The sequence below is a fragment of the Paraburkholderia humisilvae genome (genome assembly GCF_902859855.1).
GTDB classification, from domain to species: Bacteria; Pseudomonadota; Gammaproteobacteria; order Burkholderiales; family Burkholderiaceae; genus Paraburkholderia; species Paraburkholderia humisilvae.
Map to the genome: position 1 here is coordinate 20,252 of NZ_CADIKH010000050.1, position 26,381 is coordinate 46,632.

Below are 26,381 nucleotides of genomic sequence, written 5' to 3' on the forward strand. Positions count from 1 at the left end.
TTCAGCGCGGCTGCCGGGCCGCCCTTCCCGCTGGCCCTACTTGCCTTCGAGCGCCGGCCGCAACGCCACCACTTTAAGCTTCGTATCCGGCTTGCGGCCCTTGCGCGCGCGCTTAACGACATGCTCCGCGAGCGCCGCGCCGGCCAGCACCTCCTCGCCCGGCTTGCCGCCGCGTCCGGTGCCGATCAGCACGACACCGGCGCGGCCGATCGCAAGCGCCTGCGCCAGCGTTTCGTTCGGATCGAGTGCCATCAGCGTGACACCGCGACCGCCACCCGATAGCGTCTTCATCTCGTCGAGACCGAACACCAGCATGCGCCCCGCGCTCGACAGGCACGCGACCTGCGCCGCATCCGGCAGCATCGGCATCGGTGCGAGCGGCGTCGCGCCTTCGTCGATTGTCATAAACGACTTGCCGGCCTTCACGCGGCTCACCATATCGCCGAGCTTCGCGATAAAGCCGAAGCCGTTGCTCGATGCGAGCAGCAGCACCTGGTCGGCGCTCGCCGCGTAGTAATGCATCAGATGCGTGCCCGACTCGAGTTCGATCATCGTCGTGACCGGCACGCCATCGCCGCGCCCGCCCGGCAACGGGCCGACCGCGACCGAGTAGACGCGCCCGTTGCTGCCCCACGCGATCAGCGTATCGGGCGTGCGGCACTGGAACGCGGCGTAGAGGGCGTCGCCCGCCTTGAACGTGAAGCCGGCCGGATCGAGCCCGTGGCCCTTCAGCGCGCGCACCCAGCCCTTTTGCGATACGACCACGGTCACCGGCTCGTCGACCACGCGCGCTTCGAAGGTCGCACGCTTGTCCTGCTGGATGAGCGTGCGGCGCTCGTCGCCGACCTGCTTCGCGTCGGTTTCGATCTCCTTGATCAACAGCCGCTTCATCGCGCTCTCACTGCCGAGCAATTCTTCGAGCTTCGCTTTCTCGTCGCGCAATTCGGCCAGCTCCTTCTCTATCTTGATCTTTTCGAGCCGCGCCAACTGACGCAGCCGGATATCGAGAATGTCGTCCGCCTGACGTTCGGACAGGCTGAACGCCGTCATCAGAGCCGCCTTCGGTTCGTCCGACTCGCGGATAATCCGGATCACTTCGTCCAGATTCAGGAAGACGATCATCCGTCCTTCGAGAATATGGATGCGGTCGTTGACCTTGGTCAGGCGGAACTGCGTGCGCCGCGTGACGGTCGCGAAACGGAAGCCGATCCACTCGTGCAGGATCTCGCTGATGCCCTTCTGCCGCGGCCGGCCGTCGGCGCCCACCATGACCAGATTCAGCGGCGCGTTTGATTCGAGGCTCGTGTGCGCAAGCAGCGTGTTGACGAACTCGGTCTGATCGATACGGCTCGACTTCGGCTCGAACACGAGACGCACCGGCGCGTCCTTGCCGGATTCGTCGCGTACCGCGTCGAGCAGTGCGAGCAGAGTCTGCTTTGTTTGCAGCTGTTCGGGTGTGAGCGACTTTTTACCGAGCTTGATCTTCGGATTGGTCTGCTCCTCGATTTCCTCGAGCACCTTCTGGCAGGATGTGTTCGGCGGCAATTCGTTGATCACGAGCTGCCACTGGCCGCGCGCGAGCTCTTCGATCTTCCAGCGCGCGCGCACCTTCAGGCTGCCGCGGCCGGTTTCATACGCGGCCGAGATCTCGGCTTCGCTCGAAATAATCTGGCCGCCGCCCGGGAAGTCCGGTCCCGGCAAATGCTGCATCAGCTCCGCGTGCGCGATCTTCGGATGACGGATCATCGCGATCGCCGCCGCCGCGACTTCGCGCAGATTGTGCGACGGGATCTCGGTCGCAAGCCCGACCGCGATCCCCGACGCGCCGTTGAGCAGCACGAACGGCAGCCGCGCGGGCAGCAGCTTCGGCTCTTCGAACGAGCCGTCGTAGTTCGGCATGAAATCAACCGTGCCCTGGTCGATTTCATCGAGCAGCAGTTTCGCGATCGGCGTGAGACGCGCTTCGGTGTAACGCATCGCGGCGGCGCCGTCGCCATCGCGCGAGCCGAAGTTGCCCTGGCCGTCGATCAGCGGGTAGCGCATCGAGAAGTCCTGCGCGAGCCGCACCAGTGCGTCGTAGGCGGACTGGTCGCCGTGCGGGTGGTACTTGCCGAGCACGTCGCCGACCACGCGCGCCGACTTCACCGGCTTTGCGTTGTCGGACAGGCCCATCTCGTTCATCGCAAACAGGATGCGGCGTTGCACCGGCTTTTGCCCGTCGCTCACATCGGGCAGCGCGCGGCCTTTGACGACGCTGACCGCGTAGTCGAGATACGCGCGCTCCGCATAGTTGCCAAGCGTCAGAAAGTCGCCCTGCGCGGGCGACTGCTCGAATAGATCGGGAGTGTTGTCGTCCATCTGGATTCCGTGTCCGTGTTGCCTGCGCGCGTAGCGCCGTACGCTGCGTCAGGTGCTACGCCGCGTGCGCGCCTTTGCGTCAGGCTCAAATATCCGCTTCGACTTCGTTGCCCTTTTCTTCGAGCCAGCTGCGCCGCGATGCCGCTTCGCCTTTGCCCATCAGCATCGTCATGCGCGCGACGGTGGCATCGAAATCGAGCTCGCCCAGCGCAACCGGCGACAGACGCCGCGTGTCCGGGTTCATCGTCGTGTCCCACAACTGCTCGGCGCTCATTTCGCCCAGGCCCTTGAAGCGGCTGATCGTCCACTGCGTTTCGCGCAAACCGTCCTTGCGCAGCTTGTCGAGAATCGCTTCGAGCTCGCCGTCATCGAGCGCGTACAGCTTCTGCGCGGGCTTTTTGCCACGCGCCGGCGCGTCGACGCGAAACAGCGGCGGCCGCGCGACATGCACATTGCCGCGTTCGATCAGTTGCGGGAAGTGCTTGAAGAACAATGTGAGCAGCAGCACCTGGATATGCGCGCCGTCGACGTCCGCATCCGACAGGATGCAGATCTTGCCGTAACGCAGATTCGACAGGTCGACGGTGTCGTCCGGGTTGTGCGGATCGACGCCGATCGCCACCGAGATGTCGTGCACCTCGTTGTTTGCAAACAGACGATCGCGCTCGGTTTCCCATGTGTTGAGCACTTTGCCGCGTAACGGCAGGATCGCCTGGAATTCCTTGTCGCGGCCCATCTTCGCGGAACCACCCGCGGAGTCGCCTTCGACGAGGAAAAGTTCGTTGCGCTCGAGGTCCGTCGATTCGCAGTCGGTCAGCTTGCCGGGCAGCACCGCGACACCGGAGCTCTTGCGCTTTTCGACCTTCTGGCCGGCACGCGTGCGCGCCTGTGCCTGCTTGATGACCAGATCGGCAAGCTTTTTGCCGTGCTCGACGTGCTGGTTCAACCACAGTTCGAGCGCGGGGCGTGCGAACGACGACACCAGCTTGACCGCGTCGCGGCTATTCAGGCGCTCCTTGATCTGACCTTGGAACTGCGGATCGAGGACCTTCGCCGACAGCACGAACGACACGCGCGCGAACACGTCTTCCGCCAGCAGCTTGACGCCTTTGGGCTGCAGGCCATGCAGCTCGACGAAGCTCTTGACCGCCTGAAAAAGGCCGTCGCGCAAACCCGCTTCGTGCGTGCCGCCCGCAGGCGTCGGGATCAGGTTCACATACGACTCGCGTGTGAGCGGCCCTTCCTCGCTCCACGCGACGACCCACGCGGCGCCTTCGCCCTCGGCAAAGGTCTCCTCGTTCGAGCGCGAGCTTTCCGCATAGCGCTCGCCTTCGAAAAGCGGGATCAGCAGGTCGCTGCCCGCCATGCCTTCGAGCAGATAGCCGCGCAGACCGTCCTGGTACTGCCAGCTTTGCCGCTCACCGGTCTTTTCGTTGACGAGCACGACTTCGACGCCCGGCAGCAGCACCGCTTTCGAACGCAGCAGACGTTGCAGTTCGCCGACCGGGACATTGGGTGAGTCGAAGTATTTCGGGTTCGGCACGACGGTGACGCGTGTGCCGGACTTCTTTTCGCTCCGCTCGGCCGCGCGCACTTTGAGCGCCTTGACGACGTCGCCGTTCGCAAAGCCGAGGTCGGCGACCTTGCCGTCGCGCCAGACGGTGACGTCAAGGCTTGTTGACAGCGCATTCGTGACCGATACGCCGACGCCGTGCAGGCCGCCGGAGAACGTATACGCGCCGCCAGCGGCCTTGTCGAATTTGCCGCCCGCGTGCAGCCGCGTGAACACGATCTCGACGACCGGCACGCCTTCCTCGGGGTGCAGGCCGAACGGAATGCCGCGGCCATCGTCGTCAACGGAGACTGACTGGTCGGCGTGCAGCGTGACGGTGATCTGCTTGCCGAAGCCGCCGAGCGCTTCGTCCGACGAGTTGTCGATGACTTCCTGAATGATGTGCAGCGGATTCTCGGTGCGCGTATACATGCCGGGCCGCTGCTTGACCGGCTCGAGGCCCTTGAGCACCTTGATCGACGCTTCGCTATACCCAGCGTTTGCAGCGTTTGACTTCTTCGTAGACATGGCTTGCTCGGATCCGTCGGTTCATCGTTGTCCACAAGTCCTGTGGACATCTGCGTGGACAATGCGTTGAATCTTCAAAAAAAGCGAAACGAAACAACGGAATGGAACGGTTGCCCGACATACGGGCAGTGTGACTGCCTGCGTTGTGGCCCGCCCGCTGCGCCTGCAAACGCCCATGGAGCGGCGCATGCAGGGTGCCGCGGTCCGCAGCAGATTCGCGGGTATTGTACTGATTTCAATGCGCGCAGCAATTTGGAATGGACAGGATTAGCTGTTTGGGGGAGGCTGCGCGTGTCATTGTGATGTTTTTTCTTCACGCTTCCTTACCTTTCGCGTGTTCCACCTCCCGCCGTTGCTACTTTCCGCCTTTGCTACTTTCCTTTACTCTCCAGTTCATCCCACCGCTCCAGCGCCGCCATCAATTCCTCATCGATCTGCGCGTAACGCTGCGTGAGGCGCGCGCCTTCCTGCGCATCCTTCGTGAAGATCGAGCCGTCCTCCAGCTGAGCGGCGATGGTCTTCTGCTCGCCTTCGAGCGCCGCGATCTGTCCGAGCAGCGCTTCCAGTTCGCGCTGCTCCTTGTACGACAGTTTCACCGACCGTTGAGCATTGCGGCCTGCGGCGCTGTCCTTCGGCGCGGCGTCCTTCACCGGTTCCTTCGGCGCGTCGCGTTGCGCGAGTTGCTCCGCACGATCGCGTTGTGTCTGCCAGTCGGTAAAGCCGCCGACATATTCACGCCACTTGCCCTCGCCTTCCGACGCGATCACCGACGTGACGACATTGTCCAGAAACGCGCGGTCATGGCTCACGAGCAGCACCGTGCCCTCGTAGTCGGTCAGCAGTTCTTCAAGCAACTCGAGGGTCGGGATGTCGAGATCGTTGGTCGGTTCGTCGAGCACCAGCACGTTCGCCGGACGCGCGAACAGGCGCGCGAGCAGCAGCCGGTTGCGCTCGCCGCCCGACAACGACGTCACCGGTGAGCGGGCGCGCTCCGGCGCAAACAGAAAGTCGCCGAGATAGCTCATCACGTGCTTCTTCGCACCGTTAATCTCAACCCAGTCGCTGCCTGGGCTGATCGTATCGGCGAGACTTTTTTCCTGATCCAGTTGCGCGCGCATCTGATCGAAATACGCGACCTGCGGGTTCGTGCCGACCCGCACGCGCCCTTCGTCGGGCTGCAGTTCGCCGAGAATCAGTTTGAGCAGCGTCGTCTTACCCGCGCCGTTCGGACCCACGAGACCGATCTTGTCGCCGCGCATCAGTGTCGCCGAGAAACGGTCGACGACCGTGCGCGCGCCGAAGCGCTTTGTCACATCGGTCAATTCCGCGACGATCTTGCCGGACTTCTCGCCCTGCGCGACGTCGAGTTTCACATTGCCTTGCACATTGCGGCGCTCCGCGCGCTCATTGCGCATCTGCACGAGCCGCGCGATCCGGCCGACGCTACGCGTGCGGCGCGCTTCGACACCCTTACGAATCCACACTTCTTCCTGGGCGAGCAGCTTGTCGAACTTCTCGTTTTCGACGCGTTCGACTTCGAGTTGCTGTGCCTTGCGTGTCTGATAGGCGGAGAAGTTGCCCGGGTAGGACAGCAGCCGGCCGCGGTCGAGCTCGACGATGCGCGTCGCGATGCGATCGAGAAACGCGCGATCGTGCGTGATGAACAGCAAACCCGCGCGTTGCGCGAGCAGCAGTTCTTCGAGCCAGCGGATGCCGTCGAAGTCGAGGTGATTGGTCGGTTCGTCGAGCAGCAGGATGTCCGGCCGCATGACTAGCGCTTGCGCGAGCGCGACCCGCTTTTGCATGCCGCCCGACAGCGCGCCGACCTGCGCGTCGCCATCGAGGCCAATCTGCGCGAGCGTGGTGGACACGCGCATGCGCCAGTTCCACGCATCGGTGGCGTCGAGCGACGATTGCAGCGTGTTCATCCGCGCGAGCAGCGCATCGTGTTGCGCGCCTTCCGGCGTCTCGGCGAGCGCGTGCGCGACCTTGTCGTATTCGCCGAGCAGGTCGCGCGCGTGGGCAAGGCCGCCCGCCACCGCGTCGAACACCGACGCGCCCGCTTCGAACTCGGGCTCCTGCGGCACGTACACGGTGACGAGATGGTGTTGACGGGTGATCAGCCCGTCATCGGGCTTGGCAAGGTCAGCGACGATTTTCAGCAGCGATGACTTGCCTGCGCCATTGCGGCCGATCAAGCCGACACGCTCGCCGGCTTCGAGTGAAAAATCTGCGTGATCGAGTAACGCGACGTGGCCGAACGCGAGTTGCGCGCCGGTGATGGTGTAAAGCGACATGAAAGAGAGGCCAACCCTCGATGAGGCGAAACGCTCATTGTACCGGGCGGTTTGCGGCGTGCCTGCCGGACGGACGCGACGCGATAGCGACGGAGCTGCGGCGATGCGGGGCGCGGCCGGGATAACCGCAGACGCTACGCCCGCGTGTGACGCGTGCCCCGGCGCGAATGGGCGACGTCGGTGCGGTCGGTGCGTGCGATGGTAGGTTGGCCGTCATGCATTCCGTTGATTGGCCTGACACGCGTCACTTCATCTGCGATTACTTCACGTGGACGGTGATCGTCTTGCTCCACTCAGGGCCGTACGAGCGATGTGCGCCGTCGCCGAATTGCAGCGTCAGCGTGTGGTCGCCGGGCGGCAGCGTGAGTTCCGTTTCGGTCTGCCCTTTGCCGAAGTGCAGCGACTTGTCGCTGACCGGAATCACGGTGCCTTTCGGCACCGGCTGGCCGTCGATCAGCAGGTGGTGATGGCCGGTGCCTTCGGTCATCGTGCCGGCCGGCGCGATTTTCATCCCTTCGACTGCGAATTTCACCTGTACCGGATTGCTCACCGTCGCGCCGTCTTGCGGTTCGATAAACGATACGCCGTCGGCGGCGCGCGCGGCACCCGACGCGAGCAGCAGACCGGCGCATAGCGCGCCGGCCAACCATCTGTTCGTGAACATCGTGTTCTCCTTGAAGAAGCGGCCCGATACAGCGGCAAGTGGCTCGGAAGGACCGCGCTGTAAAGGATACACCGGTGATATGCGGGTTATACCGGCGCTGCGGCGTGCGCGAACTTCATCGTCGGAAATGCCAACACGGGTGCCGGATGCGACGCGATGTCCGCGAACGCGCACGTGATTTCCGGTAAAATTGTGGGTCGTCGCGCGTTCCCGGCCGAGCAAACGGGCAGCGCGTGGATCAAGCGTTTGAACGGATGGATGAGTGCGTCGTGAGTGAAGTCGTCGAATATAAGAGTTGGGTCTGTTTGATCTGCGGGTGGATCTATAACGAAGAAGAAGGATTGCCCGAAGATGGCATTGCGGCGGGCACCCGCTTCGCCGATATTCCCGAAGACTGGCGCTGCCCGTTGTGCGACGTGAGCAAGGCGGAGTTTGCTGTCGTCGAGTTTTGACGTCGCCGTAACGCGCCATTCTCCGGCCAATTCAGCTTTGTTATACTCTGCCCCCTGCGGCCTACGTTGCGCCGTGCAAGGTCCTCTCCCCGTAGTTCAATGGATAGAACAAGTGCCTCCTAAGCGCTAGATACAGGTTCGATTCCTGTCGGGGGGACCAGAATAAAGGCGCAAGGCATTACGCAACAAGGGATAGTGACCGATTTGGCGTCTTTTCTGGCGTCCAAGCGTTCGTGAGTTAACACTAATCAACCCCATCAAATAACTACAACCATTGGTTGCGAACTATACGCACCTAGCGTATGTTACGAATCATGCAAGCGACCTTCGTCGAGCTTCCGCCCTTTGAAAGATATCGCTCTGACTATTTGTCAGACGATGAATATCGCCTCCTTCAGGATGATGCTCCGCGACCCGGAATCTGGCGACGTGATCAAGGGAACAGGAAGTCTTCGGAAGTTGCGCTTCGGCGACAAGCGGCGCAACAAGGGAAAGCGCGGCGGGTTGCGAGTGATTTATTACTACTGGATCAAGGGCACGCAGTTCTGGATGTTTTCCGTTTACGACAAAGATGAGATGGCTGATCTGTCGGCGGATGAACGCAGAGCATATGCCGAAATACTTGCTTCAGAAATTCGGAAAAGGAGTACGCGCCATGAAAAGGAACCTGTTCGCCGAGCTTAAGGAAGGCATGGAAGCGCTCGCGGCTGAGCGCGAAGGCAAGGTAACGCTTCGCCGGGTGCATGTCGAAATCCCAGACGACGTAGAGGTATCGCCGGCAGAGATTAAGGCGGTGCGTGAGGCTACGCGATCATCTCAAGCTGTCATGGCGCGCCGACTTCGCGTCAAGGAGCGAACCTATCAGAACTGGGAGCAGGGGCGCGTTAAACCGAACGCCCAAGCGGCAGTTCTGATCAAGCTGGTAGAGAAGCACCCAGAGACGATTGCGATGCTCGAGAGCCTCTAGAGCAATCCGCATCGCACCACCAAAAGAACCCGGCCCAGCGCCGGGTTTTTGTTTCCAAGCCGCGCGGCTTCAAAATCCTCCGGCTTTAATCAGTTTCCTTTTCCAGGTCGATATGCTTCCTGGTGTCGGGCCTCATGTCCGGCGTATCTTCCCAACACCGGAGCCTGTGCAAATGAAGAAGGAAGCGAAGCATAGCCGGACAAGCGGGCGTTGGTCAGGAGAGCCTGTCCAAGACGCTGACCCCGGGTTCCAAGCAACGTCTCGATACCATATTCAAGCTGCTCCACGCGCTCGGCATCAAACTGAGCGCCACGCCGCAAGCCGCGCACGCCCGATCGCCACGCCCCTTCACAAAAGCCGCCCTGCGCAAGCCCGGCGGCTTTTGCTTTATGGCGGGAATATCCGGCATACAACGGCTTTAGAACCGAATTTATAGTGAGGCAACTGTAGATTATTTTTTAAATCACCATCGGTCAGTGCTTCGACGGCTCTACGCGAAGTCTCCGCGCGCCCTACGGCCCATTCCCCAGCGGCCCCCGATTGCACACATGAGAATTCGGCATAAACGTATGCGCGCCTGAATGCGACGCCGCCGCGTTGGCGGCCATTTGAAGCGCGAGCCTCCCCACGTCGACCGTCGGTTTTCCATCGCCAAACTGGATCGGCGCCGCAGTCCATTCGCGGCAATTCGCATCGGCCGTGTTCGACGATGTCGCTGTCATGCTGTAATCCAGATTGTCCTTGATGACATCCGCGTGCGCCGCGCTCGACGCAAACAACCCGAGCAACACGACAACGAAACTTTGCGTTTTCATGGTTTTATCCCGTGTACGCAATCGGTCGGGGATACATGTTTGGCTGAATGACCGTTTTCGCTCCGAATAGTACGCGCACTTCGAGGACATCGCCTGAATACAAAAAGGCCCGCGCCGTTCGATCGGCGCGAGCCTTTCCGAGTGTCGAAACGTCGAGCGCTTCACTCAAGCGAACGCAAAGCTCACTTCACGTTCGTTTGGCGACCGACGACCGACGGACACAATTACGAGTGGCTATACGGCGAACCCAGGAACGGGTTGTACACCGGCGCACGCGCACCCGAATCCGAGGTACCGGCCGTTGCGGCACCATAACCGGTCGTATCCGTCGTCACGCGTGCTTCCGCCTTCTGAATGGCCGCCGGGTAATGCGCGTCGCTCGAGTCGAACGGGCTGTAGCCAGCCTTTTCGAGTTGCACCAGTTGCGCGCGAACTTCAGCGCGTGTCACAGGCCGGTTCGATTGCGCAAACGACACAGCCGGCACAGCCAACACCGCAGCGAGAGCAACAGCCTTGATGAGCGATTTCATGATCATTACCTCCAGGATTGGTTTTCGTGGCTACGGTCTGATCAGTCAGCACCGTTTGAATGCAGTCTAGACACCCGAGACCCCAGGGGAAACCCTAATCTGAGGAAATGATCGTTTCTTCAGGTGTGACAATCGTATAGGCGCACGCTGCTTCGGTTACCGCGTTCCGAGCCGCTAAAGTTCGCGACGCCCGCTGCCGACAACCCGGCAATGGAATCCGACAAACATCTCCCGCTCAAGCGAGGCACGTCCCGGTACGACGAAGCCATCGCGCTTGAAAATTCCGTGAGAGCCATCCGTAAGGCGCGCGGTAAACACAACCCGGAAGACTTTCCTGAAGGCACGCCTGAATGGCATGCGGTCATCGAAAGCTTTCTGATCGATTTGCTGTGGGCATCCGGTAACGGTCTGCACGACGACGAGTAGTGTTTCGAGTGGTTCTCACGTCGTTCTCGCGGCTTCCGCTCTGACCCGTTACCTTCCGTGCCCTTCCGCAGGCGCTAGAGACCGATCTTGCGCGCGCCACTGCGCATATCGTCGATAACAGGCACCACCGCGAGCGTCAGTAGCACCATCGCGAGCGGCAAAGTCGACACGAACCCCAAGTGCTTGAAGCCTGTCGCACCCGCTAATCCCCCGACCATAAACGACGCAAGCAGCGAGCCGAGCAGCGCAAGCTTCTGTCGGTCCGCGCGCACCGCATCGACTTCGCCGGCAGGCCGACGGCCATTCCAGTAGAACAGCTTGCCCAGTTCGATACCGATATCGGTGATGAGGCCCGTCATATGCGTGGTGCGGATTTCCGCGCGGGAGATCTTCGTGATCATCGCGTTCTGCAAGCCCATCACGAAGCACAGCAGGCATACGGTGACCGGCAGAAAAAATAGCCGATGACGTTCAAGGTTCGACCCGAGCAAGCCGAAACACAGCAGCAGCACCGCCTCGATCGCAAGCGGTGTCGCGTAGACACTGCGCAGCCGGCGCCGCCGACCCCAGTTGATCAGAATCGCGGATGACGCCGCGCCGACCAGAAACGACGCAAGCGCACTGAACCCTGCGACGACCAGCGCGATATCGCCGAGCGCAAGATTGTCGGCAAGCGACGAAACGATCCCCGACATATGCGACGTGTACTGCCCGACCGCCAGGAATCCGCCCGCATTCGCCGCGCCCGCGACAAACGCAAGCGAACGGCCGAGGCGCCGATTGGTCGCATCGGTGCGTTCGGGTGCGGTAAAACCGCGCAGATAGTTGATGGGCATGCGGATAGACCGGAATGTGCGCAGATGGCAAACCGGTGAGCCCCGCGGCTCCAGCCTGCACAACCCGCGTCAGGAAGCGCACGAAATCGTAGCACGTGATGCCTCGTGCGGTTTGCGCGCGAAACCGCGTCGCAGTCGCTAGCGAATACACGCGAACCATCCGGCCACGAAAAAATGCCCAGCGGTGCGGCTGGGCAAAATCGCCGGTAAGCCGGCGATGGAGGTTCTATTCGTTAATGTCACACGACACATCGGCCAATCGCGATTGGCGCCGATCCGTCGCGCGCGTCGCGCATCGAACGATCCGGATGACCTACCTGTTCACCCGTGAATCGCTCGATGCGCGCTCAGCTTAGTGGTGCTCGTAGACGTAGATCGGCGGCGAATAGGAGCTCAGCGTCACTTCCTTGCGAGCGCCCGCTTCGGACGTACCGCTCGTCGCCGAACCGTAGCCGCTGTCTTGCGCGACGACGTTGCTCGCGCTCACACGTGCTTCCGCTTGCTGAACCGTGGCCGGATAATGCGCGTCGCTCGAATCGAATGGGCTGTAGCCTGTTTTTTCCAGTTGTGTCAGTTGAGCGCGAACTTCAGCGCGCGTCACAGGTTGGTTCGATTGGGCGAACGACACAGCCGGAACAGCGAGCACGGCAGCAAGCGCAACAGCTTTGATGAGCGATTTCATGATCACGACCTCCAGGATTAGTTTCGATTCGGTTGCGACGCAGTGCGTGCAACCGTTGAATCCAGTCTAGGAGCGTGGAGGTTTAGGGTAAACGCCTAAATCCCCAATTCATTGTTTCGCACGGCGGGACAAACTGAATGGATGAACAATCGGAGCGGGCGTTGAACCGCGCGCGCGAGGCCGGCGCGCGTCGCTTTACGCAAATGCGGACAGCGTCCGGCAAACAGCGCCGGCCGCATCGACATCAATGGCGATGACGCCAATCCCCATGATAGGTATCGAGCCAACGCAGGCGACGCCCACCCGAGTCGTCGTGATGCGTTGATTTGTTGTGACGATGCGCAGTGACCCACAACGCAACACACACGATCACCATGACCGATGGCCCCAACAGATAGGCCAATGTCGATTCGCTCATCGCAGCCTCCATCTCGACGACATCCGTTCCAACATTCTAGGCAATGCGCAGCGATGTTTCGAAGCATGAAATCATCTTCATCTCCGCAATAAATTGAATAGGCGCCGTGCCACATTCAGTGCCACCGGCCTGTGTGCGCCCGACCACTTACCGGCACAGGTCGGTTACGCCAGACGTATTCCAACCTTTTATCATGGCGTCACCGCCCCGCTTCACGAACCGCCATGCCCTATCCGTACAACATCGCACTTGCTGCGGGCCTGATGCTGATCGTCGTGTCATGTGGTCTCGCGCTCGTTCTGACCTGACCCGATCGGCAAACCGCTGCGTGTTGGTCTTTTATCCAACCGGGCCGAACACCGCGCCCGAGCCGCGCGCACAGGCGAAAATTCTTCGCAAACCTCGCTAAAGTTTCTTGCGTCCGCGCCGTTACTACGGCCTATGGACCGCCACCCGCACACCCCGTCCGGATTCTCGATGTCGACGCTCATCGACCAGGACATCGCGCATATCGGCCGCGTGATGCGGCCATCGATGCAAGGCGACTTTGGCGGCGCGATCCTGCCAGCGGCCTACTGGCGCAAACGTCTGAACGAACTGCTCGCGCGCGATCATCTGACCAGACCGCAGCTTTGCGCGATCGACAGCCTGCTGTCGCAGCTCGAACAGCTCGCTGCGTCCGAGCTACGGCCGCTGCCTATGGTGAACCCGGCCAGCAGGCCGACGACCAGCGCAGCTAACAACCTGTCGAGCGCACCGCCGGCGCAATCCCGCGCGACCCCTCGCGATGGCGCGCGTCGCAGCCGCTGACGTCACTAGCACACCCGCCGCAGCACCACCAGGCCGCCGTCGACAGGTTGTCGCGCCGAAGCGCCATCGGCGTAAATGGGGCGCGCGATACGTGATAATGTCCGCAAAAATACCCAGCAAGGACATCCTGTGACCCAGGCCTCACCGCTTGACCTGTTGAAACAGGCGCGCATCCGCTTTACGCAACGAGAAATCGCCGCGCACGTCGGCAAGGACATCAAGACGGTGCGACGCTGGGAAAAGGGAGAAACGCCCTGCCCCGCGCGCATGGCGCCCACGTTGCAGGCGCTGCTGCAAGCGAGCGGGACCGTCAACGTCCTGTATCGCGATGCCGCGCCGCGCTTCAGCTTTGTCGACCTGTTCGCCGGCATCGGCGGCATCCGGATGGGTTTCGAAGCGCACGGTGGAACGTGCGTGTTGACGAGCGAATGGAATCCGTTTTCGCAGAAAACCTATCGTGAGAACTTCGGTGAGAACTTCGGTGAAAGCGTCGCCGCCGGCATCGCCATCGGCGCCGTCCCCTCGGCCGCAATCTCGACGCCGTCCGCTCACACGTTGATCGGCGACATCGTGTCATTCCCCGTGGACGCCGTGCCCGATCACGACGTCCTGCTCGCCGGTTTCCCGTGCCAGCCTTTCTCGATCGCGGGTGTCAGCAAGAAGAACGCGCTCGGCCGCCCGCATGGCTTCGAATGCACGACTCAAGGCACGCTTTTCTTCGACGTCGCACGCATCATCGCCGCACGCCGGCCCGCCGCCTTCCTGCTCGAAAACGTGAAGAACCTGTTGTCGCACGACAAGGGCCGTACCTTCGATGTGATCCTGCAGACGTTGCGCGACGAGCTCGGCTACGAAGTGCACTATCGGGTGATCGACGGCCAGCATTTCACGCCGCAGCATCGCGAGCGCATCATCATCGTCGGTTTTCGCGGTGCGACATCCTTTTCGTGGGATGACTTGCGCTTGCCGGCGCAAGGTCCGCGACTCGCCTCGATCCTGCACCGCGGCGACGGCAGCGAGCCGGTTCTGCCGTGGGACGGCGACCGCTTTTTCGATCATCGCGCGCGCACAGTGCAATCGAAGTACACGCTGACCCCCAAACTGTGGGCCTACCTGCAGGGCTATGCGGAAAAGCATCGCGCGGCAGGCAACGGTTTCGGCTACGGCCTCGCATTTGCCCATAGCGTGACGCGCACCCTGTCCGCGCGTTATCACAAGGACGGCTCGGAAATTCTCGTGCATCAGGGCGACGGCGCGCGGCCGCGCCGGCTCACGCCGCGCGAGTGCGCGCGGCTGATGGGTTTTCCTGACACGTTCCGCATTTCAGTCAGCGATACCCAGGCGTACCGGCAGTTCGGCAATAGCGTCGTGATGCCGGTGATGCGCGAGGTCGCCCGCATCATGCTGCCGCATGTGCACGCGTTGCGCGAGCGCGGTCCGCTCCGCGCGCTCAATGGAAGACCACTACCGGCGCAAGCACAGGTGGCCTGATGGTCGACATCGTCGATGCGGCGACGCGCAGCCGGATGATGTCCGGCATTCGCGGCCGCAATACGAAACCCGAAATCCTGATTCGCAGCCTGCTGCACCGGCGCGGCTTTCGCTTTCGCCTCGATGTGCGCGACCTGCCCGGCCGCCCCGACATCGTGCTGCCGCGCTATCACGCGGTCGTCTTCGTGCATGGCTGTTTCTGGCACGGCCACGATTGTCATCTGTTCAAGTGGCCGCAAACGCGCGTCGACTTCTGGCGCGAAAAAATCGGCCGCAACCGCAGCAACGATGCGAAGGTGACTGCCGCGCTGCGCGAGCGGGGCTGGCGCGTCGCGACGGTCTGGGAATGCGCGTTGCGAGGCGCGAACCGGGACCTTGACGGGGTATTGCAACGGCTCGTCGACTGGCTGCAAAGCGACGCCCCGACGCTCGACGAACGCGCATGACCGCGCGCCGCGACGCCATCATGCACGCGCGCTACATCGCGTATCGCGAGTGGGCCATTGAGGGTCTTCAGGCGCACCGCCACGTATTGCGACGCCCAAACGCGTCAGCGCGCGGTGATAAACTCGATTGACTAGCCGGGGCCCGCCCGAGAGAGCCCGTCCCTCTCCCGAACCTACTTGAAAGAGGCATGCGATGGCTGATTTCCGAATCTGGTCGGATGACTTTCCCGCCAACGGCTTCATGCCGAAAGCATCGGAGTTCAACGACAAATCGTTCGGCGTCGACGGCGAAAACATCTCCCCCGCGCTGCAGTGGGAAGCGCCGCCCGAGGATGCGCAAAGCCTTGCGCTGACCGTCTACGATCCCGACGCGCTGACCGGCAGCGGCTTCTGGCACTGGGTGGTGGTCAACCTGCCGGTGGACGCGCGCGGACTGCCACGCAACGCGGGCAAGGCGGACGGCAGTCTGTTGCCGCACGGCGCCGTGCAGGTGCGCAACGACTATGGCACGCAAGGCTACGGCGGCGCGGCGCCGATGCGTGGCGACAAGCCGCATCGGTTTATCTTCAGGCTGCATGCATTGAGCGCGCCTCAACTGCCGGTTACACCGGACACGTCCAACGCGGTGGTGCGCCTCATCATGCATCAGAACGACCTCGACTCGGCGACCTATACAGGACTCTATGAACTGAAGTAACACGCGTGCACGTCCACCGTCAGACGAACACGGGCGGCGCGCAGCGCGATCCGCATCGCATTGACCGACGGTGCGAACGAACGACGCGCGCGTGATATTCACCGGGAGGCCGGCTCATCAATATCATCAACGGCCTCGTCCCGATTCATCCTCTTTGAGCGGCCGCGAGGCCATCAAGCCAAACCCGATCGCAACACCGCCCCCGTCGATGCGAGCACACCCTTCCCGCGACACCCGATCCCCCTCTGCCGATACTCCCGCTTCGCGCGGCCGCACCGCGCAAGACAACGAACAGGGCCTGCCCTTGCCGCAACGTTATTGGGCGATCCTCGTCGTCGCGTTCGGTATTTCGGTGTCGGTGCTCGACAGCGCGATCGCGAACGTTGCGCTGCCGACCATCGCCCGCTACCTGCATGCGAGCGCGGCCAGTTCGATCTGGGTGGTTAATGCGTATCAACTGGCGGTCACGATCTCACTGCTGCCGCTCTCGTCGCTCGGCGACCGGATCGGTTACCGGCGCGTCTATCAGGGCGGGCTGGTTTTGTTCACGATCGCATCGCTCGGCTGCGCACTCGCCGACTCGCTGCCCACGCTCGCCCTGGCGCGCGTGATCCAAGGCTTCGGCGCCGCGGGCATCATGAGCGTGAACACCGCGCTCGTACGGATGATCTATCCACCCGCGTCGCTGGGCCGCGGCATTTCAATCAACGCGATGGTGGTCGCGGTGTCGTCGGCGGTCGGGCCGACTGTCGCGGCGGGCGTGCTATCGGTCGCATCATGGCAATGGCTGTTCGCGATCAATGTGCCGATTGGCATCGCCGCGTTTGTGATCGGCATCAAGGCGCTGCCCGGCAACGTGCGCCATGACTCGCCGTACGACTACGTCAGCGCCGTGCTGAACGCGTTCGTGTTCGGTCTGCTGATCTTCGCGGTCGACGGGCTCGGGCATGGCCAGCGGGTCGCCTATGTCGTGCTCGAAGCGCTCGCGGCGCTCGCGATCGGCTACTTCTTCGTGCGGCGCCAGTTGACACAACCCGCGCCGCTGCTGCCGGTCGACCTGCTACGCAACCCGCTGTTCGCGCTGTCGATCGGCACGTCGGTCTGCTCGTTTTGCGCGCAAATGCTGTCGTTCGTGTCACTGCCGTTCCTGATGCAGAACGCACTCGGCTTGTCGCAAGTGCAGACCGGTCTTCTGATGACGCCCTGGCCGCTCGTGATCATCGTCGCCGCGCCGATATCCGGCGTGCTGTCGGACCGAATGTCGGCCGGTCTGCTCGGCGGCATCGGTCTCGCGGTGCTGACCTGCGGTCTGCTGCTGCTTGCGACGCTCGGCTCGCATCCTCAGCCGTTCGATATCGGCTGGCGAATGGCGTTGTGCGGCGCGGGCTTCGGCATCTTCCAGTCGCCGAACAATCGGACGATTCTCGCGTCGGCGCCACGCTCGCGCAGCGGCGGCGCGAGCGGCATGCTCGGCACCGCGCGTCTGACCGGGCAGACATTGGGCGCCGCGCTCGTCGCGCTGATCTTCGGTGTCGTGCCGCAGCACGGGCCGGTGGTCGCGCTATATGTCGCCGCGTGCTTTGCCGCGGTGGCGGCAGTCGTCAGTTCGCTGCGCGTGACGCAAACGGGCAAGACTGCGTCCGCATAACTTGCACGCGTCGTTGCCCGCGGCGCGCGCACGCGTTTGCGCTGGCGGCGCCGCAGCGTGCGCCACCAGCGTCAATCTTCCGCGTGACCGATGAGCCCGCACGATATCGTGCGTGATCACGCGTGAATCGCACTCGCCGCCGTCGAACCTGTCCAAGCTGATGTCCGGCGCGTGATGTGCCGGACGCTCTGGTCTGGTTCATACGATAGGGGGCACCATGTCACTCATCGTCGCTGGACGTTTCACGACCTTCCCTGCTGCTGAATCCGCCGCGCAACAGTTGTTCGAACGCGGCTTCGTCGGCGAGGACGTCACGCTGTTCTTCGTCAATCCGCGCGGCCAGCACGCGCTGCATCCGCTCGACGAAACGCCGCCCACCACCGCCAGCCTGCTCTCGCCGCTGTCGCATCCCGCGCATCACGGCGCGACATACGGTGCAGTGGTGGGTGCGATCATCGGCGTGGCGATTTTCACGGGCTTTGCGGCTTCATTACCGGTGGTTGTCATTGCTGCGGGCGTTGGCGCGTATATCGGCGCCAAAGTCGGCGCGATGATTCAGGCGCGCAGTGGACCGCGCGTCCATCATGAGCGGGTTCACCGTGAATTGCGCGCGTCGGGCGTGCTGGTAGCGGTGCATGTGACGCCGGAAAACCAGCTCGAAGCGGCGCAGGTGCTGCGCGCAGCGGGCGGCGCCGACATCGAACGCGCGAGCGGGCACTGGCAGCAAGGCCGTTGGGCCGATTTCGATCCGCGCAGCACGCCCGACCTGCTGACCGAACTGAATCAGCAGCAGGCCTGACGACGGGCGGCTCGCAAATAGAAACGGCAGCCCTTCGGCTGCCGTGGGTCATCGCGTATTGAGCGAATCGGCACGCGCGCGCGACACAATACACGCGCGGCGACGTGACGGCCGGCCGCTAGGCCGTCACGTCAGCGCGCTTTACCGCTTTTTCGGTCACCGACGACGCGGTCGCGACATGCCGCAAATCGGCGAGGAACGTATCGCGCCAGACCGACAGATTGTTCTCGCGCAGCGGCGCCATCATGTCCGCATGGCGCGCCTGCCGTTCGGCGAGCGGCATCGATAGCGCGCGCTCGAGCGCCTCGGCCATCTGCGACAGGTCGAACGGATTGACGACCAGCGCACCGGGCAATTGCTCGGCCGCGCCCGCAAACTGCGACAGCACAAGCACGCCCGGATCGGCGGGATCCTGCGACGCGACGTATTCCTTTGCCACGAGATTCATGCCGTCGCGCAGCGGCGTCACATAGCCGACCTGCGACTGACGGAACAGCGCCATCAGCAGATTGCGTTCGTACTTGCGGTTCAGGTACTGGATCGGCGTCCAGTCGAGCTGCGCGAAACGGCCGTTGATGCGCCCCGCCTCGCCTTCGAGGGTCTGGCGGATGCGCTGGTACGTCTGCACGTCCGAGCGCGTCGGCGGCGCGATCTGCACGAGCGACACGCGGCCGTGCCAGCCGGGTGCATTGAGCAGCAGACGCTCGAACGCCTGGAAACGTTCGACCAGCCCCTTCGAATAGTCGAGCCGGTCGACGCTCATGATCAGCTTGCGGTTGCGCATCGCATCGCGCAGGCTCTTCACCGGTTTGCGGTCGGTGAACTGCACCGATGCTTTGGCGATCGCGTCCGGATAGATACCGATCGGATACGCGCCCACCTTCAGGAAACGGTTGTACGCGTGAACCATGCAGTCATCGCTCGCGGCGCCGTGGCGGCCGCGCTCAATGTAGTCGACGAACGACTGCCGGTCCGCGTCGGTCTGAAAGCCCACGACGTCGTAGCTGCACATATCGCGCACGAGTTCTTCGTGCGGCGGCACGGTCAGCAGCACCTGAGGCACCGGAAATGGAATATGCAGGAAAAAACCGATCGGGTTCTTCACGCCCAGTTCGCGCAGGCAGCGCGCAAACGGCAGCATGTGATAGTCGTGCACCCAGATGATGTCGTCGGGCCGGAGCATCTCCTTCAACTGCCTGGCGAGCGACGCATTCACCCGCAGATAGCCGGCGTATTCCTGACGGTCATAGCGCGACAGGTCGTTGCGATAGTGAAAGGTCGGCCACAGCGTCGCATTCGAAAAGCCGCGATAGTACTGGTCGTAGTCACGCTTGGAGAGCGCCACGGTCGCGTAGGTCACGTTGCCCTGTTTCTCGATCACAGGCGCGGACGGTTCACCCGCTATCTCCCCGCTCCAGCCGAACCAGACGCCGCCGGTCTCTTTCAGCGCATCCAGTACGCCGATCGCAAGACCACCCGCGGCGGGCCGGCCTTCCTGCGTCGGTGCGACCCGGTTCGACACTACGATCAATCGGCTCATACAACTCCCCCTCATTCAGTTGACGTTCCATGCGACTTGCGCCGAAACAGTGCACGCAAAAGCCATGCCGCATTGCGACATTCCGGAACACAAAAATGTATGCAAATGTGACAAACGAGTAAAAACACCCACGCACGAAGTCACGCGGAGCATTTTCCTCCACCGGCACATCGATCGGGAGAACTCAGGCGTCCTGCTCGGTGCCGAGATCGCGCTGGTAGTCGAGGTCTTCCTTGCGTATGCCCCCCTGGTTGTGATCCCCGTCGGGCGGAGCATCGGGGGCGGCGCGATTTTGCGCCGCCGGGTCCGGGGCATTGGGCGAGCTGGCGGGAGCACTGCCGGGGCGCGGTTCGCGCTTCGAGTGGCGCGCGGAGCGCCGCAAGGCGGGGTGTCTCATGATCGATGCCTCCAGGGGAAGGCCGCCACCGAGACGGTGGCATCACCAAAGTCTAGAACTCGGCAACCTAAATTGCCGGTAAAAAGTTCGTTGGTTTTGTAACGAGTACATCAACTTGGCCAACCGCAACGTGACCGGGCGCTCTGCGGCGGGTGGACCGGCGGAGGATCGCCAATCGGCAGAGGAATCGGTTCCCCCGGCATGCGGTCAGGGTCCGGCGGTGCGTCGTCGTCGCCTTCGTCGGGTTCATCCGGTCCGGGTGGGTCAGTCGGCTCCGGACGATGCAGCGAAGTCATCGCCCGATATCCGTATGGCGCCTGCGAGGCCTGCAGCAGGATTGATACAGCGACACTGTCGCGTTGCGGCATGAGAGCCTCCTCGTTCACGTCGATCGGAACGCAGCAAAGGCTGTGCCGTTTTTGACCGATGGTTATGCGTCCGCCTTGCCCAACGCCCGCGGTTCTTCAGCGCCGTCGTTCTCGTCGCCACGGCCCGCGTCGTTGCCGTATTCGACGAGCCGGTTGTACAGCGTCTTCAGACTGATGCCGAGAATCTCCGCTGCGCGCGTCTTAACGCCGCCGCACTGTTCGAGCGTCGCGAGAATCAGTTGACGGTCCGCTTCGGCCAGCGACGTACCGAACGGTATCGTGATCGCGGTGCCCGCGGTCGACTTCGACAGCGTGATCTGCAGCGGCACCGTCGCCGTGCTGTCCGAGTCCGAGCCCGACATGATATGAGCGCGCTGCACGTAGTTCTTCAGTTCGCGCACGTTGCCCGGCCACGGATACGACAGCAGCATGTCTTTGACCGCCGGCGGAAAGTGCTTGCGCGTGCCGTGCTGCTCATTGAGTTCATCGAGGAACGCTTGCGCGAGCAGTTCGACGTCCTTGCCGCGCTCGCGCAGCGGCGGCAAGCTGATCGGAAACACATTTAGACGGTGATACAGATCCAGACGCAGCTTGCCTTCGAGCACCGCCTGCTCCGGATCGCGATTGGTCGCGGCGATCAACCGCACATCGGTCTCAATCTCCTTGGTCGTGCCCACGCGCATGAACATGCCGGTTTCGAGCACGCGCAACAGCTTGACCTGCAGCTCGATCGGCATCTCGGTGATTTCATCGAGAAACAGCGTGCCGCCGTTCGCGCGTTCGAAATAGCCTTTGTGCTGGCGATCCGCGCCGGTAAACGAGCCGCGCTCGTGACCAAACATCTCGGACTCGATCAGATTTGGCGAAATCGCGCCGCAATTCACCGCGAGAAATGCGTGCTTGCGACGCAGGCTCAGCTGGTGCAGCGTCTGCGCGGCCACTTCCTTACCGGTGCCGGATTCGCCGACCAGCATCACCGATGCCGCCGTGGGCGCCACGCGGCTGATCTGGTCATACACCTGCTGGATCGCCGCCGAATTGCCGAGCATCAGGCCGAAGCGGCCCATGCGGCGCAACTCGCCGCGCAGCGTGCCGATTTCGGCTTTCAGATCGCCCGCGCGCGGCAGGCGGTTCAGAATCGCCTTCACGCGCTGCATGTTGATCGGCTTGACGAGGTAGTCGGCCGCGCCCATCTTCAGCGCGCTCACCGCGGACTCGACGGTCGCATGGCCGGTGATCACGATGAATTCGACGCCGGAGCGTGGATCGAGATCCTCGAACAGATCGACGCCCGTGCCGTCCGGCAGTTTCAGATCGGTGAATACAACGTCCGGCATTTGCCGGACCAGCTGAATGCGGGCCTCGCGCAGATCGCCTGCGGTCGCCGTGGTCAGTCCGTCTTCGGTAATGATCGCGGCTAGCGCTTCGCGCGTACCCGGATCGTCATCGACAATCAGTGCATGTGGCATCGCGTTTCCGAAACCTAAAGAGGCGGGTGATCGATGGCGCGAACGGCCACACGGCGCGGTGCACGGCGCACGACCCGAACCGGGCCAAAAACCGCAACCGGCAACCGGTCCGGCCACGCGCCTGCCCCGCCACCGTGAACGGTCGCGAGCTTACATCAATGCTATGTGCGAAACGGCCGGTTTGATCGGCCGCCTATGAAAAATTTACCAATTTAATGCAATATCGCAACAATTGCCGCCAACCGATGGGATAAAACGGCTCATTGTTGTCGATTTACCCATTATACGGTCATATCCCGAAAATCCATACTGGATGCGCCTGTTTTAGCCAGGCACTCGCCTGCCGCCGTCGGTCACGCCGTACCGGCGTGGCTGCCCGCGACGGTCGCTCGCGTCGAGCGGTTTCGCGCGGGTTTCGAGCGGCGCTTACGTGGACGCGAAGCGCGAACCGACGGGCCACGCCGCGCCGCGGCTCGCAACCTGCGTCAGCTACGCGGAAACGGCCACGCGCCGCCCGCTGCGGCATGATCGGCGCCATTGCCTACGCGCGCATGGGTGCCGCCTGGCAGGGTCGCGGGCTGCACAGTTTCCGCTTCGGCGATCGAACCGCCCTCGCCTTCCCAACGCGTCAGATCGCGCGCGGCCATCGCCTGCGCCATACGGCGTTTCTGTGTCCAACGCAATGCGAGCATGCCGCCGATCGCGAACACCGCGCCCAAGATCCCGATTCTGGGTCGAGCCATATTGACCTCCTCGATGATAAGAATCGTCGCAAACAAGCAAGTTTCGTCGCCGCGTTCGCGCGGCCTTCAGCGCGCGACCAGCACGCCGAGCAGAAAGCCGACGCCGGCGGCAGCGCCAAGTGCCTGCCACGGGTTGTGCCGGACGTATCGTTCGGTTTGCACGGTCACGCTGCGATAACCGCGCTGCGCGGCAACTTGTGCATCGGCCAGCGCTGCCCGCAGCGTATCGACATGCGCACGCAAGCGTTCGCGCAGCGCATCGACGCCTTCGCCAGGCAGCGCCGTGGCGAGCCTCAGCATTTCCTCTGAATCCGTCAACAATACGCTCAGGTCCTCGACGATTTTCTGCTTGCCGAGGGCGAACTGTTCGGTGGTGGCTGTCATCGCGATCTCCGTGTGTTTTGACGATCGTTGTTTCGTCGATTCCTGCATCGATAGATGGCACCGCCCTGCGGTGCCGATTGCGTGTTTTTCATTCCATGGACGCGTTCGGCCATTGCTTTCGTACGCCACCCGACAGTCGACGCAACAGCCATACCCGACAATCCTGTGCAAATGTGTCGATACACGGCACCATGTCGAAGTTCCTCGCAAGATGCGCGTCAATGTTGCCGGCTGCCGCGCACCGCGAACTTTTTTCCGCTCTTCGCATAAGAGCACGATAGATGCAAGCGCCTTGCCGGGCACCGCGCGCCAGTGGTTAAATTGGTTTTTGCGAGATAACGGATCGCACCCGGCGCATTCAGCCCAGGTCAGTCCGCGTGCTCGCGGCCTGCGCCATCACATCCTCGAACCGCATTTGCACAGGACACCCTGGTTATGGCGTCAACCGATCTGGACTCGCCCGCCGTCGGCACTCCCGCCGGCGGCAGCGCAACGTCACAGGCGAAACAGCGCGGCGCCGAAGGCGTCGCAGGACTGAAGTCGTATGGGACGCTGTACGGCTCATCCCCCGTGATGCTCGATCTTTATGAGCAGATCGCGCGTGTGGCCGCGACCGACGCGACTGCGCTCATCATCGGCGAATCCGGCACGGGCAAGGAGCTGATCGCCCGCACGATTCACGAACATAGTTCGCGCCACGATCGCGCGTTCGTCGCGGTCAATTGCGGCGCGATTCCGGACGAGTTGATCGAAGCCGAACTGTTCGGCCACGAGAAAGGCAGTTTCACGGGCGCCGTTCAAGGGCGCATCGGCTACTTCGAGCACGCGAATGGCGGAACGCTGTTCCTCGACGAAGTCACCGAGATGTCGCCGGTGCGCCAGGTGAAGCTGCTGCGCGCGCTCGAGACCGGCACGTTTTTTCGCGTCGGCGGCACTGAGCTGATTCACAGCGACGTACGCGTGATCGCCGCGACCAATCGCGACCCTGCTGTCGCGGTTAAGGAAAACGGACTGCGCGAAGACCTGATGTACCGGCTCGCGGTGTTTCCTCTGCGCGCACCGCCGTTGCGCGAACGCGAAGGCGACCGCGAACTGCTCGCCCAACATTTCCTCACCGCGTTGAATCAGCAGGAAGGCACGAACAAGGTATTCAGCAAGCGCTCGATGGAGACACTGCGCACCTGGTCATGGCCCGGCAACGTGCGCGAGTTGAAGAACGCGGTGTATCGCGCATTCATCCTTGCCGAGAAGTCAGTTGAGCTGCCGCACCCGCATCTGATGTCGCGTGTGAAAAAGCCCGTCACGCTCGGCGACTCGATGAGCGTGTGGATCGGCACGCCGCTCGCCGACGCGCAGAAGCAGATCATCCTCGGCACGCTGAAGTACTGCGGAGGCGACAAGCGGCGTGCCGCGAAGGCGCTCGGCGTCAGCCTGAAGACGTTATATAACCGGCTGAGCACCTACGGCGACGAAGAAGACGCAAGCCAGGACGACAGCGCCACGTGATGGCGTGGTGGCGTGATGGCTGCGAGCGCGTGGCAGGCGCCGCGCACATAAACAGAAAGGCACGGCACACGCATCAGCTTTTGCAATTGCTTGCATTTTTTCTGTGCCAATGACAAATGGCGTGCTGCACAATCCTCCTGCTTGACAGACATGTGGTCCGACCCGCGGCGGCTGCCTCCTGAAGCGGCGCGACGGGCGAGCAGGAGCAAGAACAAGGAATGCAAAAAGTCATCTCCGGCGCCTTACCGGCGCCGCGTCCGCGCGCGCTATTGGCCGCGCTCGTCGTCACCGCAGTTGCGACCGTATTGAACGGCTGCTCTTCCCTCTACTCCGAAAGCGCGACAACGGGCGCCGGTATCGCCGGCGCGGCCATCGCCGGCTCGCTCACGAACAACGCGGCCGTGGCGACCGGCATTGGCCTCGGGGTTGTCGCGGCGGCACACGCCGGCGTTCAGTATTCGGAACGCGTGATCCATCGCAATACACAGGACGGCATCGCGCATGTCGCGGGGCCGCTCGAGGTCGGTGGCGTCGCGCAGTGGAACGTCACGCATTCGGTGCCGCTCGAGGACGACGAACACGGCCGCGTCACGGTCAGCCGCGTGATCAGCAGCGGCGCACTCGATTGCAAGGAAATCGTCTTTTCGGTCGACCGGTCGGCGACGCAGACTACGCCTGCATCGAGCGCGTTTTATGTCGCTTCGATCTGCCGCGACGGCAATGCGTGGCGCTGGGCGTCGGCCGAACCGGCCACTGAACGCTGGGGTGCATTGCAATGAATGCGCGCGCGGACAGGCTGAAAGACCATGATGGGCGGGATGACCGCGATGATGTCGGCGGGCGGCCGGCTGCACCGCTGCGTTCATGGCGGCATGGATGGCGCGTCGCGTTCGCAGTGGCACTGTGCGCGGGCACCGGCACGCTCACGAGCGGGTGCAGTTCCACTTCGCTCGGCGCGGCGGGCGGGGCGGCCGCGGGCGCCGCAACCGGCATCGTGACGGCGAATCCGGCAATCGGTATCGGCGTGGGCATCGCGGTGCAAGCCGCGACGACCGAAACCGTCAATCGTTATTACCGCGTGATGCATACCGATCAGCAGAACGTCATCGCAGCGCTGGTCGGCACGATGAAGGTAGGCGACACGCGGCCATGGAACGTCAAGCACACGCTGCCGATCGAAAACGGCCATGGGCAGGTGCGCGTCACGCGTGCATTCTCGTCGGCGCTGGCGGACTGCAAGGAATTCGTGTTCTCGGTGGCCGACAGCGATGAAGCCAACGCGCCGGAACACTGGTATACCGCTGCCGCGTGTCAGTTGCAGCAAGACAGGCGCTGGTGGAAATGGGCGTCGGCGGAACCCGCGGTCGATCGGTGGGGCAACCTGCAATAGACTTCGGCCATGCGCGCTGGGTGCCCGACCTGATCAGGACTCGACGTCCTCGAGGCTGAATATCTCCGACTGGTCGTTATACGAAAAGATCTCGCCGTAACGCCCCCAGTTGATCACCGCATCGAGCGTCTCCTCCGCGGCGCTATCCGAGAGGAAATCCTCCAGCTC

At 62.8% G+C, this 26,381-nt stretch carries 29 protein-coding genes and 1 tRNA gene; 15 read left to right on the plus strand and 15 right to left on the minus strand.

Going from position 1 to position 26,381, the window contains the following annotated elements; genetic code table 11:
- Window positions 1–36 precede the first annotated feature (36 nt).
- The 4 genes from parC to HV796_RS32310 form a co-directional block, all read right to left on the minus strand.
- The gene (parC, locus tag HV796_RS32295; protein WP_175231962.1) at window positions 37–2,358 is read right to left on the minus strand and encodes a DNA topoisomerase IV subunit A; all 2,322 of its coding nucleotides are present in this window, start codon (window positions 2,356–2,358) and stop codon (window positions 37–39) included.
- Window positions 2,359–2,443: 85 nt separating this feature from the next.
- Window positions 2,444–4,438, minus strand: coding sequence for a DNA topoisomerase IV subunit B (locus HV796_RS32300; RefSeq protein WP_175231963.1), 1,995 nt, complete (start codon window positions 4,436–4,438; stop codon window positions 2,444–2,446).
- Between the two features lie 371 nt (window positions 4,439–4,809).
- Complete coding sequence (locus HV796_RS32305; protein ID WP_175231964.1) at window positions 4,810–6,735, minus strand: ATP-binding cassette domain-containing protein; 1,926 nt, start codon at window positions 6,733–6,735, stop codon at window positions 4,810–4,812.
- Between the two features lie 259 nt (window positions 6,736–6,994).
- Complete coding sequence (locus HV796_RS32310) at window positions 6,995–7,399, minus strand: DUF4399 domain-containing protein (RefSeq protein ID WP_175231965.1); 405 nt, start codon at window positions 7,397–7,399, stop codon at window positions 6,995–6,997.
- A gap of 254 nt (window positions 7,400–7,653) precedes the next feature.
- Here HV796_RS32310 and HV796_RS32315 point away from each other — a divergent pair, with 254 nt between their 5' ends.
- The 5 genes from HV796_RS32315 to HV796_RS45680 all read left to right on the plus strand — a co-directional run bounded on the left by HV796_RS32315 (window position 7,654) and on the right by HV796_RS45680 (window position 9,240).
- Window positions 7,654–7,851: a rubredoxin gene (locus HV796_RS32315; protein WP_175231989.1), complete on the plus strand. Its 198-nt coding sequence runs from the start codon at window positions 7,654–7,656 to the stop codon at window positions 7,849–7,851.
- A gap of 85 nt (window positions 7,852–7,936) precedes the next feature.
- Window positions 7,937–8,011: transfer RNA gene (locus tag HV796_RS32320), tRNA-Arg, on the plus strand.
- A 185-nt stretch (window positions 8,012–8,196) separates the two neighbouring features.
- Complete coding sequence (locus HV796_RS32325) at window positions 8,197–8,535, plus strand: type II toxin-antitoxin system RelE/ParE family toxin (protein WP_246356148.1); 339 nt, start codon at window positions 8,197–8,199, stop codon at window positions 8,533–8,535.
- Window positions 8,507–8,818, plus strand: coding sequence for a helix-turn-helix domain-containing protein (locus tag HV796_RS32330; RefSeq protein WP_175231966.1), 312 nt, complete (start codon window positions 8,507–8,509; stop codon window positions 8,816–8,818). The genes HV796_RS32325 and HV796_RS32330 overlap by 29 nt, the downstream gene beginning before the upstream one ends.
- 191 nt (window positions 8,819–9,009) lie before the next feature.
- On the plus strand, window positions 9,010–9,240 hold the full coding sequence (locus HV796_RS45680) for a helix-turn-helix domain-containing transcriptional regulator (protein WP_343053026.1): 231 nt from the start codon (window positions 9,010–9,012) through the stop codon (window positions 9,238–9,240).
- A 90-nt stretch (window positions 9,241–9,330) separates the two neighbouring features.
- On the opposite strand, the gene HV796_RS32335 is transcribed toward HV796_RS45680, so the two are convergent.
- Together HV796_RS32335 and HV796_RS32340 are read right to left on the minus strand one after the other, a co-directional pair.
- Window positions 9,331–9,633 carry a hypothetical protein gene (locus HV796_RS32335; protein ID WP_175231967.1) on the minus strand — a complete coding sequence of 101 codons (303 nt, stop codon included), beginning with the start codon at window positions 9,631–9,633 and terminating at the stop codon, window positions 9,331–9,333.
- A 224-nt stretch (window positions 9,634–9,857) separates the two neighbouring features.
- A complete protein-coding gene (locus HV796_RS32340; protein WP_175231968.1) occupies window positions 9,858–10,163 on the minus strand; it encodes a DUF4148 domain-containing protein in 306 nt (101 codons plus the stop codon).
- Window positions 10,164–10,373: 210 nt separating this feature from the next.
- Here HV796_RS32340 and HV796_RS32345 point away from each other — a divergent pair, with 210 nt between their 5' ends.
- Window positions 10,374–10,589, plus strand: a complete 216-nt coding sequence (locus HV796_RS32345; RefSeq protein ID WP_175231969.1) for a hypothetical protein — start codon at window positions 10,374–10,376, stop codon at window positions 10,587–10,589.
- Between the two features lie 74 nt (window positions 10,590–10,663).
- Here the strand turns inward: HV796_RS32345 and HV796_RS32350 are convergent, their stop codons facing one another.
- The 3 genes from HV796_RS32350 to HV796_RS32360 all read right to left on the minus strand — a co-directional run bounded on the left by HV796_RS32350 (window position 10,664) and on the right by HV796_RS32360 (window position 12,525).
- The gene (locus tag HV796_RS32350; RefSeq protein WP_175231970.1) at window positions 10,664–11,425 is read right to left on the minus strand and encodes a YoaK family protein; all 762 of its coding nucleotides are present in this window, start codon (window positions 11,423–11,425) and stop codon (window positions 10,664–10,666) included.
- A 352-nt stretch (window positions 11,426–11,777) separates the two neighbouring features.
- Window positions 11,778–12,107, minus strand: a complete 330-nt coding sequence (locus HV796_RS32355; RefSeq protein ID WP_175231971.1) for a DUF4148 domain-containing protein — start codon at window positions 12,105–12,107, stop codon at window positions 11,778–11,780.
- Window positions 12,108–12,351: 244 nt separating this feature from the next.
- Window positions 12,352–12,525, minus strand: coding sequence for a hypothetical protein (locus HV796_RS32360; protein ID WP_175231972.1), 174 nt, complete (start codon window positions 12,523–12,525; stop codon window positions 12,352–12,354).
- Between the two features lie 477 nt (window positions 12,526–13,002).
- Between HV796_RS32360 and HV796_RS32365 the strand changes: the two genes are divergently transcribed.
- From HV796_RS32365 to HV796_RS32390, 6 genes are all read left to right on the plus strand, one after another.
- Window positions 13,003–13,335 carry a hypothetical protein gene (locus HV796_RS32365; protein ID WP_175231973.1) on the plus strand — a complete coding sequence of 111 codons (333 nt, stop codon included), beginning with the start codon at window positions 13,003–13,005 and terminating at the stop codon, window positions 13,333–13,335.
- Between the two features lie 129 nt (window positions 13,336–13,464).
- Window positions 13,465–14,826, plus strand: coding sequence for a DNA (cytosine-5-)-methyltransferase (gene dcm, locus HV796_RS32370; RefSeq protein ID WP_175231974.1), 1,362 nt, complete (start codon window positions 13,465–13,467; stop codon window positions 14,824–14,826).
- Window positions 14,826–15,272, plus strand: a complete 447-nt coding sequence (locus HV796_RS32375; RefSeq protein WP_175231975.1) for a very short patch repair endonuclease — start codon at window positions 14,826–14,828, stop codon at window positions 15,270–15,272. Before dcm ends, HV796_RS32375 begins: the two co-directional genes overlap by 1 nt.
- Window positions 15,273–15,465: 193 nt before the next feature.
- Window positions 15,466–15,969, plus strand: coding sequence for a YbhB/YbcL family Raf kinase inhibitor-like protein (locus HV796_RS32380; protein ID WP_175231976.1), 504 nt, complete (start codon window positions 15,466–15,468; stop codon window positions 15,967–15,969).
- A 208-nt stretch (window positions 15,970–16,177) separates the two neighbouring features.
- On the plus strand, window positions 16,178–17,617 hold the full coding sequence (locus HV796_RS32385) for an MFS transporter (protein ID WP_175231977.1): 1,440 nt from the start codon (window positions 16,178–16,180) through the stop codon (window positions 17,615–17,617).
- Between the two features lie 217 nt (window positions 17,618–17,834).
- Window positions 17,835–18,416 carry a DUF2273 domain-containing protein gene (locus HV796_RS32390; RefSeq protein WP_175231978.1) on the plus strand — a complete coding sequence of 194 codons (582 nt, stop codon included), beginning with the start codon at window positions 17,835–17,837 and terminating at the stop codon, window positions 18,414–18,416.
- A 118-nt stretch (window positions 18,417–18,534) separates the two neighbouring features.
- On the opposite strand, the gene otsA is transcribed toward HV796_RS32390, so the two are convergent.
- The 5 genes from otsA to HV796_RS32415 form a co-directional block, all read right to left on the minus strand.
- Entirely contained in the window at window positions 18,535–19,956 is a 1,422-nt protein-coding gene (gene otsA, locus HV796_RS32395) for an alpha,alpha-trehalose-phosphate synthase (UDP-forming) (RefSeq protein WP_175231979.1), read from the minus strand.
- A 184-nt stretch (window positions 19,957–20,140) separates the two neighbouring features.
- The gene (locus HV796_RS32400) at window positions 20,141–20,353 is read right to left on the minus strand and encodes a hypothetical protein (RefSeq protein ID WP_175231980.1); all 213 of its coding nucleotides are present in this window, start codon (window positions 20,351–20,353) and stop codon (window positions 20,141–20,143) included.
- A gap of 430 nt (window positions 20,354–20,783) precedes the next feature.
- Window positions 20,784–22,190 carry a sigma-54-dependent transcriptional regulator gene (locus tag HV796_RS32405; RefSeq protein ID WP_175231981.1) on the minus strand — a complete coding sequence of 469 codons (1,407 nt, stop codon included), beginning with the start codon at window positions 22,188–22,190 and terminating at the stop codon, window positions 20,784–20,786.
- A gap of 485 nt (window positions 22,191–22,675) precedes the next feature.
- Entirely contained in the window at window positions 22,676–22,933 is a 258-nt protein-coding gene (locus HV796_RS32410) for a hypothetical protein (RefSeq protein WP_175231982.1), read from the minus strand.
- A gap of 66 nt (window positions 22,934–22,999) precedes the next feature.
- Complete coding sequence (locus tag HV796_RS32415) at window positions 23,000–23,317, minus strand: ElaB/YgaM/YqjD family protein (RefSeq protein ID WP_175231983.1); 318 nt, start codon at window positions 23,315–23,317, stop codon at window positions 23,000–23,002.
- Between the two features lie 435 nt (window positions 23,318–23,752).
- Here HV796_RS32415 and HV796_RS32420 point away from each other — a divergent pair, with 435 nt between their 5' ends.
- The 3 genes from HV796_RS32420 (at window position 23,753) to HV796_RS32430 (ending at window position 26,213) form a co-directional block, all read left to right on the plus strand.
- The gene (locus tag HV796_RS32420; RefSeq protein WP_175231984.1) at window positions 23,753–24,823 is read left to right on the plus strand and encodes a sigma-54 interaction domain-containing protein; all 1,071 of its coding nucleotides are present in this window, start codon (window positions 23,753–23,755) and stop codon (window positions 24,821–24,823) included.
- 218 nt (window positions 24,824–25,041) lie between these two features.
- Window positions 25,042–25,602 carry a hypothetical protein gene (locus HV796_RS32425; protein ID WP_175231985.1) on the plus strand — a complete coding sequence of 187 codons (561 nt, stop codon included), beginning with the start codon at window positions 25,042–25,044 and terminating at the stop codon, window positions 25,600–25,602.
- Window positions 25,599–26,213 carry a hypothetical protein gene (locus HV796_RS32430; RefSeq protein WP_246356150.1) on the plus strand — a complete coding sequence of 205 codons (615 nt, stop codon included), beginning with the start codon at window positions 25,599–25,601 and terminating at the stop codon, window positions 26,211–26,213. Before HV796_RS32425 ends, HV796_RS32430 begins: the two co-directional genes overlap by 4 nt.
- 33 nt (window positions 26,214–26,246) lie before the next feature.
- On the opposite strand, the gene HV796_RS45945 is transcribed toward HV796_RS32430, so the two are convergent.
- Window positions 26,247–26,381 (minus strand): AAA-associated domain-containing protein (locus HV796_RS45945; protein WP_175231986.1); only part of this gene is annotated, 135 nt, incomplete at its 5' end.